Raw genomic sequence first — 15,275 nt, forward strand, 5'->3', positions numbered from 1 at the left:
AATATTTAGGAAAATATATGACAAATCAATCATTTGCCTTACAACCGCACAAATCGATGGACCTTATCCATCCGAGTGCATTGGGGACGATTGAACAGTATATCCAAGAAGTTAACCGTATTCCTATGTTAACAGCTGAGCAAGAAAAAGAGTTTGCTGAGCGTCTACAAGATAAGGGTGATATCAAAGCGGCTCAAGCTTTGGTGCTTTCACACTTGCGTTTAGTTGTGTCTGTTGCACGTCAATATCTAGGATATGGTTTATCTCATGCAGATTTGATTCAAGAGGGAAATATCGGGCTTATGAAAGCCGTAAAAAGATTTGATATTTCTAGAGGAGTTCGCTTAGTTACCTTTGCTTTGCATTGGATTAAAGCTGAAATCCACGAGTTCGTAATCCGCAATTGGCGACTAGTAAAAATTGCAACTACTAAAGCTCAAAGGAAACTTTTCTTTAACTTGAATAGTCTGCGTCCTGAGGGTCGATCATTGGATAACGATGATATCGAGGGCATTGCCAAAAAACTTAATGTCCGTCCAGAAGATGTTGTAGAAATGGAAAAGCGCATGTCAGGTCATGACATTGCTTTGGACACTCTTATGGAGGATGATGACGACTATAGCCCTATTCAATATTTAGCGGACGATGAGGCTTACGAACCTGAAAATGTAATTCTTGCTCAAGAACAAGATAAGCTTGAAGATCATGGGCTTAAAGCTGCATTAGAGAAGCTTGATGATAGGTCTCGTCATATCATTGAGAGCCGTTGGTTAAGCGAAGATAAACCCACTTTGCATGACCTTGCCGCTCAATACAATGTTTCAGCTGAGAGAATTCGTCAAATCGAAAATGCTGCTATTAAAAAGATGCGTGCCCACCTTGAGGATTATGTATAATTTTAAGGTTTTGTAACCTTATTTCCTCACACTGTGCACCTTCCCGATTTATCAGAATTAAAAGAATCTCTTAATAATCGTGCTAGTCGTCCACCAGTTGATGGCTCGCACGATTTATTTTTTAACGGTCGAAAAATTGGCGTTGTGCATCCAAATGTAAGAGACGACCTAATTGGCTTTGCCTATGTAAAGTTTGCTTCAGGCACTTTTAATATCGATATGCAAAAAGAGTTATTAGGTCTTGCTGACCCAGAATTGTTTTTTGCCTATAAATGTCAATATTTCAATCAGCTTGCCCAATATTTAAGAAATAAAGGGCATGCAAAGCATTGGAGAAACGAGCAAATAACTATTTGGGACTCGGAAACTGAATTCGCACATGTTGAGAGAGCTGTAGTTCGAGAGCTTGGCATTACGACTAAGGCCGTTCATGTTAATGCATGGACTCAGGAGAAAAAAATCTATCTTTCTTTGCGAGCACCTAACAAAGCGACTGACCCAAATAAATGGGACACTCTTGTTGGGGGCTTAGTTTCAGCAAATGAATCGCTAGAGACGGCTTTAGAGAGAGAGTCTATTGAAGAGGCTGGATTGGATTTAAAGAAACCACCTTTAATTATCCCTCTGCGTTATATACAAACAATGTATAGACCTTTGGATGAGGGATATCAGATAGAGGAAGTATTTAATGCCGACTATTTAATTCCAGAGGGAACAAATTTAGAGAATCAAGATGGAGAAGTTACGAAAATCGAAGCTTTTTCAATTGATGAAATAATAGAAAAAATTAGCAATGAAGAAGTGACACTTGAGGCGAGCATAGTTTTGCTGGATAGTATCGAGCGCATTGCCAAACAGATATAGATGAGAGAAGTATGACACTAAATGTTGTAATTTTGGCCGCAGGTAAGGGTAAGCGAATGAAATCTGATTTACCCAAGGTTTTACATAACATTGCAGGCAAACCTATGCTTATGCATGTTCTAGATACTGCATCGGCTTTGCAAGCGGATACAACAACCGTAGTTATAGGTCATGAAGCGGAAAAAGTAAAACAATCGTGTTCTGAAATGGAAGGGCTAAATTTTGCTCTTCAAGATCCTCCACAAGGCACAGGTCATGCGGTTTTGCAAGCTGTGCCTTTTTTGAATGCGTCAAGCGATGAGGATAATAAAACGCTAATTTTGTACGGTGATGTGCCTTTGATTTCTGCTGATACACTGGCACGGCTAATTGATATTTCGGGAAATGGTGTTGGCCTTTTAACTGAGTATTTGGATGACCCGACAGGCTATGGGCGGATTATTAGGAATTCATCGGGATTGGTTGATTCGATTGTTGAGCAAAAGGATGCGGCCCCTGATGAATTAAAAATCAAGGAAGTGAATACGGGAATAATTTGTGCACCCACTGCTCTATTAAAAAATTGGCTCTCTGAGATTAAAAATGAGAATGCACAGGGCGAGTACTATCTGACGGATATTATCAAATTTGCGAATCGCGATAGCATTGCCATCACAGCGACGCAGGCTGAGCATAAATATGAAACGGCCGGGGTAAATAGCCGCGTACAATTGGCTGAGCTAGAGACTCAGTATCAGAAGAATCAAGCAATAGCACTGCTTGAGGAAGGCGTGAGCATTGCCGACCCTGAGCGATTTATTGTGCGTGGGCGGGTGAAGGCTGAGAGCGATGTTTTTATTGATGTTGGATGTATATTCGAAGGTGAGGTGGAATTAGGGAAAGGGGTGCGTATAGGTGCGTATTGCCACCTAAAAAATGCGAAGATTGGAGCGAATACGCGCATTGAGCCATACTCACATATCGAAGGAGCTATTGTCGCAAATGATGCGATAATTGGACCATACGCTAGATTAAGACCTGGTGCAGTTCTGGAAGAGCACAGTCATGTAGGCAATTTTGTTGAGCTTAAAAAGACGACTTTAGGGGCATATAGCAAGGCCAATCATCTAAGTTATTTAGGTGATGCAACAATTGGCCAACGTGTAAATGTAGGTGCGGGCACGATTACTTGCAATTATGATGGCGCAAATAAATTCCAAACTTTCATTGAAGACGAGGCATTTATTGGATCTGATACGCAGCTTATTGCACCTGTCACTATTGGTAGAGGGGCAACTGTAGCGGCTGGTACAACTGTCATGAAGGATGTGCCTGCTGAGCAACTGGTATTAAATAAAAAATCTCAAGAACACATATCTGGTTGGTCTCGACCGACGAAGAAAAAAGAGGTATAAAATGGACTCTAAACATGATGGTCTTCCAAAGCCACAACTCTATTGGGCCGTATTTTGCCTATTCTCTGTAATTGCAGTCTGCGTAATTGACGGCATTATCACAAACATTGCCCTCCCTACAATTCAACGCGATTTCGGTGTAACTCAGCAAGAATCCATCTGGGTAATTAATGCATACAATATCGTCCTAATTTCCGCTTTATTTACTTTCAGTTCGCTTGCCGATAGATTTGGGTTTAAGAGACTTTTGCGTGTAGGGCTTGTTGTTTTCGGGATTGGAGCTTTCGGAAGTTTGCTTTCACAATCTCTAACCATGCTTATTTGTACACGCATTATTCAAGGATTTGGGGCGGCCATACTTATGTCCTTGACTGGTGGGCTTTTGCGAAACATATATCCTAAAGAAAGAGTTGCTATGGGCATCGCCTTTAATGGCATGGTTATCGGTGCGTGCGCACTAATTGCTCCGTCTTTAGGTGCTTTTATTATCGGCATATCCGACTGGCATTGGATTTATGGATTTTCCATTCCAATCATTATTCTAGGATTGTTGTTGTCTCGTTTTCTTCCTCGTCTCCCTCGGGTTAAAAAAGCTATCGATTATAAAAGTGCCCTACTCAATGCCATAACTTTTGGAAGCCTAGTAGCTGGTCTTGATATCATATATAGCAATACTTTATTAGGTGTAATTTTGTTGGTAGTTTCACTCGCAAGTGTGATTACGCTTTATAAGCATTCATTGGCACAGGAGCATCCAATGGTGCCTGTAGATTTGCTTAAGATAGTTTCCTTTAGAGATGCTGCATTAGTTTCGGCTTTTGCATTTATATCTTCAACTGCAAGCATGGTTGCAACACCGTTTTATTTTGAACATGTTTTAGGATACAACACTAAGACTGTGGGGCTAATATTTAGTTCATGGCCAGTGGCAGGATTTATTATGGGACCAATATCGGCTAAATTAAGCGCAAGATTTCCTGCGGCATTGCTTGCTGGTATAGGAAGTTTGATTTTAACTGGTGGCTTGATTATGTTCGCATTATTGCCAACTGATAGTGCGAAATATATGTATGCTTTAGCACTATTTATTTCAGGGCTTGGATTTGGCTTTTTACAAACCCCAAATGGTAAGACTTTGCTTTTAGCGGCACCTCAAAATCGAGCAAGTGCGGCGGGCGGCATGCAAGCTACATCAAGGATCTTCGGACAGTGTGTTGGCGGAGCTTTAGTTGCAACCTCCTTCTCCATAAATTCTGAAGAGGGTGCTTATTATGGGATTATTCTTAGTGTCGTGGCAGCGATAATTGCTGCAATAATCAATCTCTACCGATTTATAACAAAACAAGATTCGCAAGTTATATAGTCTTTAGAAATTCCGACCAAGTCAAACCCTCTATATCATTTTGGGAGAGTATAAATTCATTGGGCATCATATATTTTGTCCAGTTTATACCAAGATCCTTATCGTTATATAAGATTGTGTTTTGATCAAGAGGATCCCAAAATTCAGAAAGCTTATACATAACATATGACTCACTGCTTAAAGTTAAGTATCCATGAGCATATCCAGCTGGCACAATTATCGATTGACCTTGCTTTAGATTAAAATACTCGCATTTTCCAAATGATTGAGAATGCGGTCTTATGTCTAATACAACATCTAGAATTTCTCCATCTAGCACCTCAATCAATTTCGCCTGAGGTTTATTGCGTTGAAAATGTAAGCCTCTGATAACTCCCTGGAATGAATGCGTTAAATTCTCTTGGACCAAGTGAGCACCCGCTTGTTTATCGTAAGATGAAAAAAATCTTGGACTCACGCTACCTCGCTGATCTGGAAACGACTTGTGTTCTATGCGACGGGCTTGTGGAAGATCTTTATGTGGCAATGCTTCTGCCCTTTCTCTTTCATTTTGAATTAATTCATCTATCGAGTCTTGAAACGATTTTTTCGCCGTCCAACCAGTTTGTGCCTTTAATTTATCCGAATTAATGGCATACCGCATATCGTGCCCAGGCCTATCGTCCACAAATTCGATAAGCTGTTTATAAGAGCCATTTTTATGAGGAACTAGCTGGTCCATGTGCTCGCAAATTAAGTCAGCAACTTCAATATTTGTAAAGGATTCAGAACTCGTTATATTGTAGATTTGGCCGCTAAATCCAATATCTGAAGTGAGCACAGCGTGGATAGCTTCGCAATGATCTTGAACATGAAGCCATTCGCGGGATGCGAGACCATTGCCATATATAGGGATAGGCTTCCAATTCAAAGCATTATTTATTATTTTAGGAATTAGCTTTTCGCAATGCTGTCCAGAGCCATAATTATTGCAGGAGCGCGTAATAATAGCTGGCAATGAATACGTTTTCGTCCACGCTTGCACAAAATGCTCAGCAGCAGCTTTAGAAGCGGAATACGGATTTGTAGGCTTGATTGCATCGGTTTCAAGAGACGGCTTTTCCATGGGGTTTAGCGAACCATACACTTCATCAGTCGATATATAAACGAACCTAAGTTTATGCCCAGTTTCATCTATATGCTGCTTACATACGTCCAATAAATCATGCGTTCCGTACACATTATTTTGCAAAAAAGGGCGCGCATCTTGAATGGATCTATCCACGTGCGTATGGGCTGCAAAATGAACCACCGTGTCAATCCTTCTTGTTCTCAAATGATTGAGTATGGTTTTTTGCTCGCATATATCCATTTGGAAAAACTCATCACCTAATGGATCATTAATCGCAGAATATGAGAGATTATCTATATTTTCAATAAACTCATATTGCTTAGATGGATGGTTGAGTGCGAATTTCACGAAGTGATGGCCGATAAAGCCACAACCACCCGTAACTAAAACACGCATTTAAACGGACTCCAAACCCGCCTGATGAGCCTGTTGATCAGCATGATATGAAGAGCGAACCAAAGCACCGACGGCCGCATGTGAGAATCCCATAGCCTTAGCCTCCTCTTCAAACATAGCAAAAGTTTTAGGTGTCACATATCTTAGGACAGGAAGATGGTGATCCGAGGGTTGCAAATACTGCCCAATAGTAAGCATCTCAATATCGTGGTCACGCATATCTCTCATAACTTGGAGAATTTCTTCATCTGTTTCACCTAAACCTACCATCAATCCAGATTTCGTAGGGACGCCTGGATACATGGCTTTAAAATCTTTAAGAAGCTTTAAAGAGTGCATATAATCGGCCCCTGGGCGAGATTGTTTATAAAGACGCGGCACCGTTTCTAAATTATGATTCATCACATCTGGCAATGCTTTTGCAAATATATCTAAAGCTCTCTCTAAACGACCTCTGAAATCTGGAACCAACACTTCTATCTGAGTTTTAGGAGATTGCTCTCTGATTTCACTTATGCAATCTACATAATGTTGAGCACCGCCATCGCGTAAATCATCACGGTCTACAGAAGTAATCACCACATATCTTAAACCCATGCGAGCCACTGATTTAGCAAGGTTTTTTGGTTCATTAATGTCCAAGGGATCTGGACGACCATGTCCGACATCACAAAACGGGCAACGTCGTGTACACTTATCGCCCATAATCATAAATGTAGCAGTACCACGTCCAAAACATTCACCTATATTAGGACAAGAGGCTTCTTCGCAGACGGTAACCATTTTATTTTCGCGAAGAATGCCCTTAATCTCTGAAAATTTTGAGTTAGTAGGGGCAACTTTTACACGAATCCACTCAGGTTTTTTTATTTTTTCAGCAGGCACTATTTTAATTGGAATTCTCGATGTTTTATCGAAAGACTTTTGTTTTTTTGTAGCGTCGTACGAATGATCTTTATCTGCAGGAGCTGAATTTTGAATAGACATTAGTTATAGCCAATCTTAAGGACTTTGCGTTATTTTATAGATTCTAAATTATAACTAAGTTGTAAATTGGCGAGAGCCTTTATCTATTTTATTAGTCGACTCTCATAACCTGCGAAATAGAGGATTGAAATTTTAATTTTGATAAAACCACTTTGAGTTGTTTAATTACTTAAAGTGGTTTTCAAAATATACGGGCTATATAGGATTTGCAATTATAAAGCTATGTGTTCTTTAGAAACTTTAAGCAAATTCTTAGGACTTGGATCTGCATTTGCTCCAAATACTTTTAAAACATTTTGTGAGGTTTGAAAGTAATAAATCCAAAGAACAACTAATATTGCAGTAAATGCTAATTCAAGAAGGGTAACTAGAAATCCGCTTGGCCCCACACCAAATCCACGAGTAAACGAGGATATTAAAAAGTAAAAGAAAATAGAAGTAATAGCGATTACAAGCCATTCAGTACATAAAGTTTTTACTACCATAGTTGGTGTGTTAGGGCTTCTAGTTTTAGCTACAAAAGCTGTTATTCTTTTGAAAAGAATCCATCCCACAATTACTATAGCAATTAGAGTAACTAACCCAATTAGTACTGTTTCAGTTGTATGAAATCCAATACTACCAGTTAAAAAAGGTATAGTAATTTTGAAAAGTACATATATTAAAACTAAAGCAGTAAAGATATCTAAAATAAAAAATAAAGCCAATAATCCAGACAGACCCAAAATCATCATAATCTCCCAAAAAAATACCCCGATTCCTTCGGGGTATAAAATAAAAACTATTTAGTTTGTGCGAAATATCCAGCACACTCAGGTTGTCTCCAATAGAAGCTTCTAGCAACCTTATTACTATCAAATAGAATCTTAAATTGGCATGACTTTTTAACGCCTTTATCTTCTGTATGGAACAAGTAATCCCATTCAGCAACATTAAAACCTTCAGAGAAGTGTGGAGCACCTACAAGTTGATAAATATCTTGTTTATTTAAACCTGTTTTGATTTCACGTACAGCATGTTTTGGTGGTGTAGAACCAGCAATAAACTCAGTTACATCCGGCCATTTAATTTCAGATTTAGCCATGCCATCTTGAGAAACTTCAGTCATAGTACCGCAAGCAGTTAGACCAAGAGAAAGCATTACAGGTAAAGCTAATTTATTCATATATAGTCCTAGTAAATTTGGGAAATTATAAAATTCGATTATTACACTTATTTTGTAACAATTGGCTTTAGCAATCAAATTTAAGCAATAACTTCATTTTAGTCAATAAAATCTGCTTAATTTTATCAATATTGCCAACATTTAGGATTGATTTCACATCAACTACCTTTAATTTTTCAAATCCACAGGGATTTATTCCTAAAAAAGGTGATAGATCCATATCAACATTTAAGGCTAATCCATGATATGTATGGCCTCTAGAGACTTTAATACCTAAAGACGCAATCTTAGAGAGGCTTGAATTTTCCGATGGTATATAAACGCCAGGTGCTCCAGGATTTCTCTGTGCATTTGTAATACCTATTTCAGAAAGCGTTTGAATTACACTCTCTTCTAAAAGAGAGACATATTCTTTAACGAAAAGATTTTTTCTGTGCAGATTAATAAGGGGGTATACAACTAATTGACCAGGTCCATGATATGTTACTTGTCCGCCTCTATTAGTTCTTATTACTGGAATTTGATGTGGGTTTAGTACATGTTTTAATTCACCTGCAACACCTAGGGTATAGACTGGGTTATGCTCGACAAACCATATTTCATCTTCAGAATCCACAGAACGAGATTCCGTAAATGATTTCATATCATTAAAGATTTTGAGGTAATCCTGAGGCGAGTCAAATTCTCTAACAACAAGCTTTGTTTCAACAAGATTAGGCATCAAAGTACCATTTTGACTTTTTTATGGGCGTGAAAATCTCTATAAATATTATCAAGTTGCTCCCTTGATACGGCCCTAACCGTAAACGTATATCCGACATACGTCCCTTTAGAGCTTGGTCTAATCTCAACGGTTTCTCTTTGAAAAGTTTTATCGTGACCGAAAACCAATTCTAATAATTCATCGAGTACAGTTTCACCCGCTTCAGCCATAACTTTAATGGGAAAATCGCTAGGATACTCAATCAAAGATTCTTCGGGAGGAATTTCCCGAAGACCTAAATCACTTTCTAAACTCATAGAGCTGCTAAAACTTCATCGTGTGCTTGACGCATTTTCTTATAGATTGGACCAGGTTTGCCGTCTCCTACTGGTTTGCCATCTAATGTAGTAACAGCTGTAACCTCTTTAGAAGCAGAGGAAATCATGATTTCATCAGCTTCGTAGACCTCTTGTTTAGTAATTTTCTTAAGTTCAAATGGTACACCAGCTTTCTGTGCAAGCTCTTCAAATAAGCCAAATCGAATTCCTTCAAGTTTAAGATTATCTTTCAAAGGCCCCATAAATTTACCGTCTTTTACAATCCAAAAGTTAGAGCAAGAACCTTCAGTTAATAAACCATCACGGAATTGAATTACTTCATAAACTCCGCTATCAACTGCATGTTGGTTTGCTAGAACATTTCCCAACAATGAAATAGATTTAATGTCGCAATGAAGCCAACGCTTATCATCAAAGCTAACCACAGCAATTCCTTCTTCACGTACTTTTTGAGATGGAGGATTAAATGGCATACTCATTGCAAAAATAGTAGCTGGAACTGGTGGATTTGGAAATGCATGTGTGCGGGCAGCTACTCCACGAGTCACTTGCAGATAAATAAAGTTATAGTCCCATGGTGACTCTTGGATTAATTTTGTAAATAAGTCCTTAAAGAATTGCTCATCTTTTCCTGAATCTAAACCGATTTTCTTCAAGCTTCTCATAAGTCTTGCTACGTGATGTTCCATGCGGAAAGGCTTGCGATTATATGCAGGAACAACTTCATAAATACCATCACCGAAAATAAAGCCCCTGTCTAAAACAGAAATCTTAGCTTCACTGATATTAACCATCTCTCCATTTAAATAGATTGGATAGTCACGATCAACCCCTTGTATCATAGGCATATTCATATTACTTTCCCTTATTTTTAAATTAATACTAAAAAATACTAGTTACTCTATTTAGTAAACGCTTAAAGAAGCCGACCCTTTCAACATCATGAGCTAGAACTAGTTGTTCATTTTTTAGAAACTTACCGTTTAAAACAAATTGAACTTCAGAATACGCTTGTCCTGCGGTTAATGGTGCTTTTAGGTCACTGCTGATTTGAGATAAAACTTGAATATTTGCTTCCTCACCCCTAGGAACCGTAATCACAACTGGCTTAGTAGATTGAAATACAGCTTTTTCACCTTTAGCGTCACGAATTTTATGCTCTACAAATGGTGCGTTCGCTTTAGCATATTCAACATTGACGAAATTTTGAAATGCCCAGTCTATAAGTTGCTTACTAAGTTGCTCACGTTTCTTTATTGATTCCGCACCCATTAATATTGTAAGGATACGTCGATTACCCCTTTTAACTGAAGTAACAAGACAGTATCCAGCTTCGTCAGTATGACCAGTTTTTAAGCCATCAAGACCTTCGATTTTTCCCAATAAACCATTGGTGTTAGTTTGTCGAATCTTACCGTAAGTAAATTCAGGTTGACTAAAGTAATGATAGTACTGAGGGAAGTCAACTATTATGTGTTGAGCTAATACAGATAGATCTCTAGCTGTTGTGTATGTATCTGGAGATGGCAATCCCGTCGGATCTGCAAAATGTGAATTAAGCATATGGAATGCCTGCAAACTCTCATTCATCTCAGTGACAAAAGTATCCACGGTTCCAGATACGGCTTCAGCCAATTGAATAGATGCATCATTCCCCGATTGAACTACCATACCTTGAAGTAGTTCAGAAATTGTGACTTTGTCGTTCACGTTAATGAACATACGAGAACCACCTGTCTTCCATGCCTTTTCAGATACGATGACCTCTTGGTCAAGATTTAATCGTTTGTCCTCAAGAGCTTCAAATACTAAACTAGAAGTCATAAGCTTAGTAAGAGAAGCTGGTGCAACTTTAAGATCAGGATTAAATTGAGCAATAATCTGACCACTTTCCATATCCAGTACAAGCCATGATTTCACATTTAATTCAGGAGACTGAATTCCAGCAATATCAGCCAATGCTGGAGTTGACGGACTAGTTGGAGTTATGCTTGATCTTTCAGAGTGATCTCTAATGGAAGATTTAAGTGGAGTAGTTGGGGTGGCAATAATCTTGCTATCTGAATCATCGGAACTTGAAGATTTACCTTCGAAAAAAGTAGTTATGGCAAAAACCCCGAGTACAAGAATCAATAATATTAATAAAAGTTTTACTGGAGATTTTCTTCTAGCCATAAATCCTCGTTAACCTAAAAAATCATCAATCAAATTTTTAACAATTATAAGTTTACCGTGAAAAAAATGTCCACAATCTGGAATGGTAACGAGGGGTAACTCATAATTTTTTAACCAATCCACAGCCTCATCAAAAGGTATGATTTCATCATCATAGCCATGTACAAGCAAAGTTTTTTTAGGCAAATCAATTTCCCTTTTTGCATACTTCCAAACAGCTACCCCAAGCAGTATTAATGATTTTGGTAATTCAATTTCAGAGTCCTTAATCTCTTGATATAGTTGAGCTGCTACTGCAGAACCAAATGAAAAACCACCAAGCACCCAAGGCTTATCTTTTAATTGAGGATATTGATTTAATATATATTCAACTAAAAACTTCATATCTTCCGTTTCTCCAACAGAATCCGCAAACTTTCCTTCAGAATCTCCTACACCCCTAAAATTAGGTCTAAAACTAACCATGCCCTTTGAACAACAAGCACGTGCAAGAGTAGTTGTGACTTTATTGGTTTTAGAACCTTCATGAAGTGGATGCGGATGAAGACATAAGGCCCATCCAGTTAGATCGGTTTGATTTATTTCTGAGGGCCAATCGATATCACAATCAATAATGCCCGTTGGACTAGGAATTTGTAGTGTTTGTGTTTTCATTTGCTACAGGCTGAGTTTTTAGTATTTCAATTTGAAGAGGTTTAAATTCAACATGCGTATGATTAGATTGGAAACTGATATCTTTAGGTGAGAAACCAAAATATCCCATACCAAAAATAAACATTAATACATTCAAAACAATAAGCAATAAAATCTTACCCATAATATTTACCCCTTATTAGAAACATAATATTGAAGCCCGTCCAATACTGTAGTTTCAAGTTCGATGCATTCAACTTGTGCAAGGCCAGCAGCGGTGGACCAATGCGAACAAATAGATTTAATTTCGTCGACGATAGTTTCTTTAGCCCCACCACTAATAAACACATATGGAACTTGAGTGGTAAGAAACCACAATTTTTGGATTTGTCTAAACACAGCTCCAGCCTGTGCACAGACAACACCTGTTTGTATAGCCGCATGAGTGGTTAAAGGAAAATTAACAATATCACTTGCACTAACAGCCACTTTAGGCAGATGAGCCGTTCCCCTAAAAAGACTATCGAACATCATCTGAAGCCCTGGCAATATTGTCCCTCCAATCAGCTGCTCATTATGCATACAATCAACAGTAGTAGCCGTCCCAAAACTCACATGAATAAGGGCTACATTAGAATCGACCTTCAAATGGTGTGTTAAATGATAATGTGCACCAATAATACCAAACCAACGATCTACTCCTAGTTGCTTAGTATTTTCGTAAAGGTTTTTAATTGAAAATGCTTTCTCTTCCGACTCAAGCCATACAATTGGCTCTTTTTGATTAAAATCTTTAGATTTCTCTAAGTCAAAAGACCCAAACACATTCTCTAAATCTGTGCGAATATTTTCTGTGGCAACGGTAACGCCATATACTTTCGCTATATTTCCATCTCTTGTAATTCTTTCGACAAAGCCAACTAACTTAGCATATTCTTGATTGTAAATAGTGATCTCATTAATTATGGCTTTATCTAAATTCTTTTCAGCCTCAGGATGATTTAGCCAAAAAGCTCTCGCCTTAATACGAGAATTTCCGCTATCGATTAATATGCAAATTTTATCCATCTAACTAGTTCCTAATTTCTTAATAGAAACGTCAACATTTAGTAGAGGTATGATCTGATCATTTGAAAGCCTAACTAATAACTGAGCCTCTTCATTTAAACCAAGGCTCTCTCCAGTAAGCACATATTTTCCTTCTTGATACACATCTATGAATTGCCCTCTCAAAGCGTCCATATCTTCATGAATCTTTTTAAATCGAGCAAATCCTTCAGACTTATAAATATCTAAAGCATTCATCCATGAGCGTGCTATTAAGGACACCAAGTCTGATATAGAATGACTGATTTGTGTTGCATCAAGATGAAGATCTCTGATAACAGAAATCCAGTCAGCAATCGGCCGATCAAGTTGCTTACTTAACTCTTTAGCATGGTTTAGGTTCATGCCCATGCCCACTACTATGACGTTGTGATTAAAATCTATTTTACCAGTGCTAGGACGAGTAACTTCTACCAACAAACCCGATAGTTTTGCTTCCTTGTAGTAAATATCGTTAGGCCATTTCATAGTAAGAAGGTTTGACCCTGGCCCACCTATAGATTTTCTTAAAGCTTCACAAGCCACAATCCCCGCTAAAGGTGCAAGCGTTGCTATCTTATCTGGTGGCAATATCACGTCATACGCACAAGAAAACATCAGTGTATTGCCCTTTAAATTAGACCATTTTTTTCCTTGCCTGCCTTTGCCAGATGATTGATAATGAGCTCCTATCAAAGCTGGTCGAAGAAGCTGAGAATTTGAAGACTTAGCCTCTCTAAGCAGAATATTATTAGTGGAATCTACTTGCTCTTTCCATTCGATACTTTTAAATTCTTTGAGAGCAAGTTTTAAATCAGAAATTATTATTTCTGGATTTGGCAATAAGCTCGTGCTCATCGAGACCTCAGTTCTTCTTACGATCGGAAATATAAGGAAGAATTAAGTTAAAGATTTTTTTACTCACGCCTTGATGTAGTGCAAGCCACTGCTTTGCTGTTTTCCCCATGATTTCTAACTGTTCAGGTTGTGAAATAAGAGAATTTGCTAAAACCAAAGCTTGTTGCGTATTTTCAGCTCTGCGTGCAACTCCTTCAATAATTGCATCATTTACAGATTTTTCAAAATTATGTGTATGAGGACCAACTATAACTGGTACACCAGCAGCACAAGCTTCAATATGATTCTGACCGCCAAAATCTCCAAAACTTCCAGCAATTATTGAACAATCAGCCATTCCATAGTAATAGAATAATTCCCCCATCGTGTCGCCAAACAGAACGTCAATTTCATTTAGAGTTTGCTCAGATGGATTGTCTGACTTTCTACTAAATGATAGAGGGGATTTTTTCAAGAGGTGTTCAACCTCAGCAAATCTCTCAGGATGTCTCGGAATAATAATATATAGCGGCAATTGTTCATTTTGTTTATCTTTTTTTAGCTGAACTATGTCTTTGATAAACATTTGTTCTTCACCGTCACGTGTGCTCGCAATAACAACTACAGGACGTTTTAATAAAACTTTTTTTTGCTTACCAAGATCTATTTGATCGTGAGGAATTTTTAAATCAAATTTTAAATTTCCCGTTACTTGAGAATTTATACCAATGCTTTCAAAATGCTGATTATCTAAAAAGCTCTGAGAAAGTATAAGCTTTAAGGACTTATAACTATTTTTTAAAACGCCGCCAAGAGAGTTAACTAATTTAGATGATTTTTCAGAAAATCTAGCACTAACTAATACCATCGGTATATTCAATTGACTGGCATAGTGAACTAAATTAGGCCAGACCTCCCTTTCTATCAAGATTCCACATCTTGGCTTCCAGTGTCCAAAAAATCCCCCTACAGCCTCTGGAAAATCATATGGTATCCAGGCTTGAACCAAACTTCCCTTTGCTATGTCCTCAGAAAATAATTTTGCACCTTGTGCTCTACCAGTATCAGTCATATGCGTAAGTAAGACAGGGAAGCCATTATCGAGTAGTAATCTTACTAAAGGCTGACAGGCTCTAGTTTCCCCTAAACTAACTGCATGAACCCATACTGGTGCATAGATTCTAGGTTTGGAGGTAGAGTATAGACCAAACCTCTCAGGATGATGCATGTCAAAATCGCTACCACGCTTTTTCTTTTTGTTTTTTATATAAGAAAAAATAAGTGGTTTAAACATTCTTAACAAACCGTTGTATATCATCCTGCTCAT

At 38.1% G+C, this 15,275-nt stretch carries 17 protein-coding genes; 4 read left to right on the top strand and 13 right to left on the bottom strand.

The features are described from left to right. Nucleotides 1-17: 17 nt before the first annotated feature. Genes rpoH through T432_RS0104110 form a run of 4 tightly spaced genes read left to right on the top strand, consistent with a single transcriptional unit; the run spans nucleotide 18 to nucleotide 4,517 of the window. Nucleotides 18-896: an RNA polymerase sigma factor RpoH gene (gene rpoH, locus T432_RS0104095; RefSeq protein WP_014110758.1), complete on the top strand. Its 879-nt coding sequence runs from the start codon at nucleotides 18-20 to the stop codon at nucleotides 894-896. 33 nt (nucleotides 897-929) lie between these two features. Next, nucleotides 930-1,760: an NUDIX hydrolase gene (locus T432_RS0104100; RefSeq protein ID WP_028884293.1), complete on the top strand. Its 831-nt coding sequence runs from the start codon at nucleotides 930-932 to the stop codon at nucleotides 1,758-1,760. 11 nt (nucleotides 1,761-1,771) lie between these two features. Then, nucleotides 1,772-3,154 carry a bifunctional UDP-N-acetylglucosamine diphosphorylase/glucosamine-1-phosphate N-acetyltransferase GlmU gene (gene glmU / locus T432_RS0104105; protein ID WP_028884294.1) on the top strand — a complete coding sequence of 461 codons (1,383 nt, stop codon included), beginning with the start codon at nucleotides 1,772-1,774 and terminating at the stop codon, nucleotides 3,152-3,154. Between the two features lies 1 nt (nucleotide 3,155). Continuing rightward, nucleotides 3,156-4,517, top strand: coding sequence for an MFS transporter (locus tag T432_RS0104110; protein WP_014110755.1), 1,362 nt, complete (start codon nucleotides 3,156-3,158; stop codon nucleotides 4,515-4,517). Here T432_RS0104110 and T432_RS0104115 read toward each other — a convergent pair. From T432_RS0104115 to T432_RS0104175, 13 genes are all read right to left on the bottom strand, one after another. Beyond that, the gene (locus T432_RS0104115; protein ID WP_028884295.1) at nucleotides 4,510-6,024 is read right to left on the bottom strand and encodes a GDP-mannose 4,6-dehydratase; all 1,515 of its coding nucleotides are present in this window, start codon (nucleotides 6,022-6,024) and stop codon (nucleotides 4,510-4,512) included. The two genes, T432_RS0104110 and T432_RS0104115, sit on opposite strands and share 8 nt — an antisense overlap. Continuing rightward, nucleotides 6,025-7,011 (bottom strand): lipoyl synthase, encoded by a 987-nt coding sequence (gene lipA / locus T432_RS0104120; RefSeq protein WP_028884296.1) that lies wholly within the window; start codon nucleotides 7,009-7,011, stop codon nucleotides 6,025-6,027. Between the two features lie 212 nt (nucleotides 7,012-7,223). Beyond that, the gene (locus T432_RS0104125; protein ID WP_028884297.1) at nucleotides 7,224-7,745 is read right to left on the bottom strand and encodes a hypothetical protein; all 522 of its coding nucleotides are present in this window, start codon (nucleotides 7,743-7,745) and stop codon (nucleotides 7,224-7,226) included. A gap of 47 nt (nucleotides 7,746-7,792) precedes the next feature. After that, nucleotides 7,793-8,176: an outer membrane protein assembly factor BamE gene (locus T432_RS0104130; protein ID WP_014110751.1), complete on the bottom strand. Its 384-nt coding sequence runs from the start codon at nucleotides 8,174-8,176 to the stop codon at nucleotides 7,793-7,795. A gap of 67 nt (nucleotides 8,177-8,243) precedes the next feature. Continuing rightward, nucleotides 8,244-8,897, bottom strand: coding sequence for a lipoyl(octanoyl) transferase LipB (lipB, locus tag T432_RS0104135; RefSeq protein WP_014110750.1), 654 nt, complete (start codon nucleotides 8,895-8,897; stop codon nucleotides 8,244-8,246). Next, complete coding sequence (locus T432_RS0104140) at nucleotides 8,897-9,196, bottom strand: YbeD family protein (RefSeq protein ID WP_015551805.1); 300 nt, start codon at nucleotides 9,194-9,196, stop codon at nucleotides 8,897-8,899. The genes lipB and T432_RS0104140 overlap by 1 nt, the downstream gene beginning before the upstream one ends. After that, on the bottom strand, nucleotides 9,193-10,071 hold the full coding sequence (locus tag T432_RS0104145; RefSeq protein ID WP_028884298.1) for an aminotransferase class IV: 879 nt from the start codon (nucleotides 10,069-10,071) through the stop codon (nucleotides 9,193-9,195). The genes T432_RS0104140 and T432_RS0104145 overlap by 4 nt, the downstream gene beginning before the upstream one ends. Before the next feature lie 28 nt (nucleotides 10,072-10,099). Next, a complete protein-coding gene (locus T432_RS0104150; protein WP_028884299.1) occupies nucleotides 10,100-11,392 on the bottom strand; it encodes a D-alanyl-D-alanine carboxypeptidase family protein in 1,293 nt (430 codons plus the stop codon). Between the two features lie 9 nt (nucleotides 11,393-11,401). Beyond that, nucleotides 11,402-12,046, bottom strand: coding sequence for an alpha/beta hydrolase (locus T432_RS0104155; protein WP_044971116.1), 645 nt, complete (start codon nucleotides 12,044-12,046; stop codon nucleotides 11,402-11,404). Beyond that, nucleotides 12,018-12,209 (bottom strand): hypothetical protein, encoded by a 192-nt coding sequence (locus tag T432_RS0104160; protein ID WP_028884301.1) that lies wholly within the window; start codon nucleotides 12,207-12,209, stop codon nucleotides 12,018-12,020. Before T432_RS0104160 ends, T432_RS0104155 begins: the two co-directional genes overlap by 29 nt. Before the next feature lie 5 nt (nucleotides 12,210-12,214). Continuing rightward, the gene (locus tag T432_RS0104165) at nucleotides 12,215-13,093 is read right to left on the bottom strand and encodes a type III pantothenate kinase (protein WP_028884302.1); all 879 of its coding nucleotides are present in this window, start codon (nucleotides 13,091-13,093) and stop codon (nucleotides 12,215-12,217) included. Then, nucleotides 13,094-13,969 (bottom strand): biotin--[acetyl-CoA-carboxylase] ligase, encoded by an 876-nt coding sequence (locus T432_RS0104170; RefSeq protein WP_028884303.1) that lies wholly within the window; start codon nucleotides 13,967-13,969, stop codon nucleotides 13,094-13,096. Nucleotides 13,970-13,976: 7 nt separating this feature from the next. Beyond that, on the bottom strand, nucleotides 13,977-15,275 hold the full coding sequence (locus T432_RS0104175) for a 3-deoxy-D-manno-octulosonic acid transferase (protein WP_028884304.1): 1,299 nt from the start codon (nucleotides 15,273-15,275) through the stop codon (nucleotides 13,977-13,979).

Origin of the sequence: Taylorella asinigenitalis ATCC 700933, assembly GCF_000687755.1 — a bacterium.
Classification (GTDB): domain Bacteria; phylum Pseudomonadota; class Gammaproteobacteria; order Burkholderiales; family Burkholderiaceae_B; genus Taylorella; species Taylorella asinigenitalis.

Coding starts and splice junctions, on each gene's coding strand:
- T432_RS0104110 (WP_014110755.1), top strand. CDS start 3,156: ATGGACTCTAAACATGATGGTCTTCCAAAGCCACAACTCTATTGGGCC.
- lipA (WP_028884296.1), bottom strand. CDS start 7,011: ATGTCTATTCAAAATTCAGCTCCTGCAGATAAAGATCATTCGTACGAC.
- lipB (WP_014110750.1), bottom strand. CDS start 8,897: ATGCCTAATCTTGTTGAAACAAAGCTTGTTGTTAGAGAATTTGACTCG.
- T432_RS0104115 (WP_028884295.1), bottom strand. CDS start 6,024: ATGCGTGTTTTAGTTACGGGTGGTTGTGGCTTTATCGGCCATCACTTC.
- T432_RS0104145 (WP_028884298.1), bottom strand. CDS start 10,071: ATGAATATGCCTATGATACAAGGGGTTGATCGTGACTATCCAATCTAT.
- T432_RS0104155 (WP_044971116.1), bottom strand. CDS start 12,046: ATGAAAACACAAACACTACAAATTCCTAGTCCAACGGGCATTATTGAT.
- T432_RS0104160 (WP_028884301.1), bottom strand. CDS start 12,209: ATGGGTAAGATTTTATTGCTTATTGTTTTGAATGTATTAATGTTTATT.
- rpoH (WP_014110758.1), top strand. CDS start 18: ATGACAAATCAATCATTTGCCTTACAACCGCACAAATCGATGGACCTT.
- T432_RS0104150 (WP_028884299.1), bottom strand. CDS start 11,392: ATGGCTAGAAGAAAATCTCCAGTAAAACTTTTATTAATATTATTGATT.
- T432_RS0104130 (WP_014110751.1), bottom strand. CDS start 8,176: ATGAATAAATTAGCTTTACCTGTAATGCTTTCTCTTGGTCTAACTGCT.
- T432_RS0104170 (WP_028884303.1), bottom strand. CDS start 13,969: ATGAGCACGAGCTTATTGCCAAATCCAGAAATAATAATTTCTGATTTA.
- T432_RS0104175 (WP_028884304.1), bottom strand. CDS start 15,275: ATGAGCAGGATGATATACAACGGTTTGTTAAGAATGTTTAAACCACTT.
- T432_RS0104140 (WP_015551805.1), bottom strand. CDS start 9,196: ATGAGTTTAGAAAGTGATTTAGGTCTTCGGGAAATTCCTCCCGAAGAA.
- glmU (WP_028884294.1), top strand. CDS start 1,772: ATGACACTAAATGTTGTAATTTTGGCCGCAGGTAAGGGTAAGCGAATG.
- T432_RS0104165 (WP_028884302.1), bottom strand. CDS start 13,093: ATGGATAAAATTTGCATATTAATCGATAGCGGAAATTCTCGTATTAAG.
- T432_RS0104125 (WP_028884297.1), bottom strand. CDS start 7,745: ATGATGATTTTGGGTCTGTCTGGATTATTGGCTTTATTTTTTATTTTA.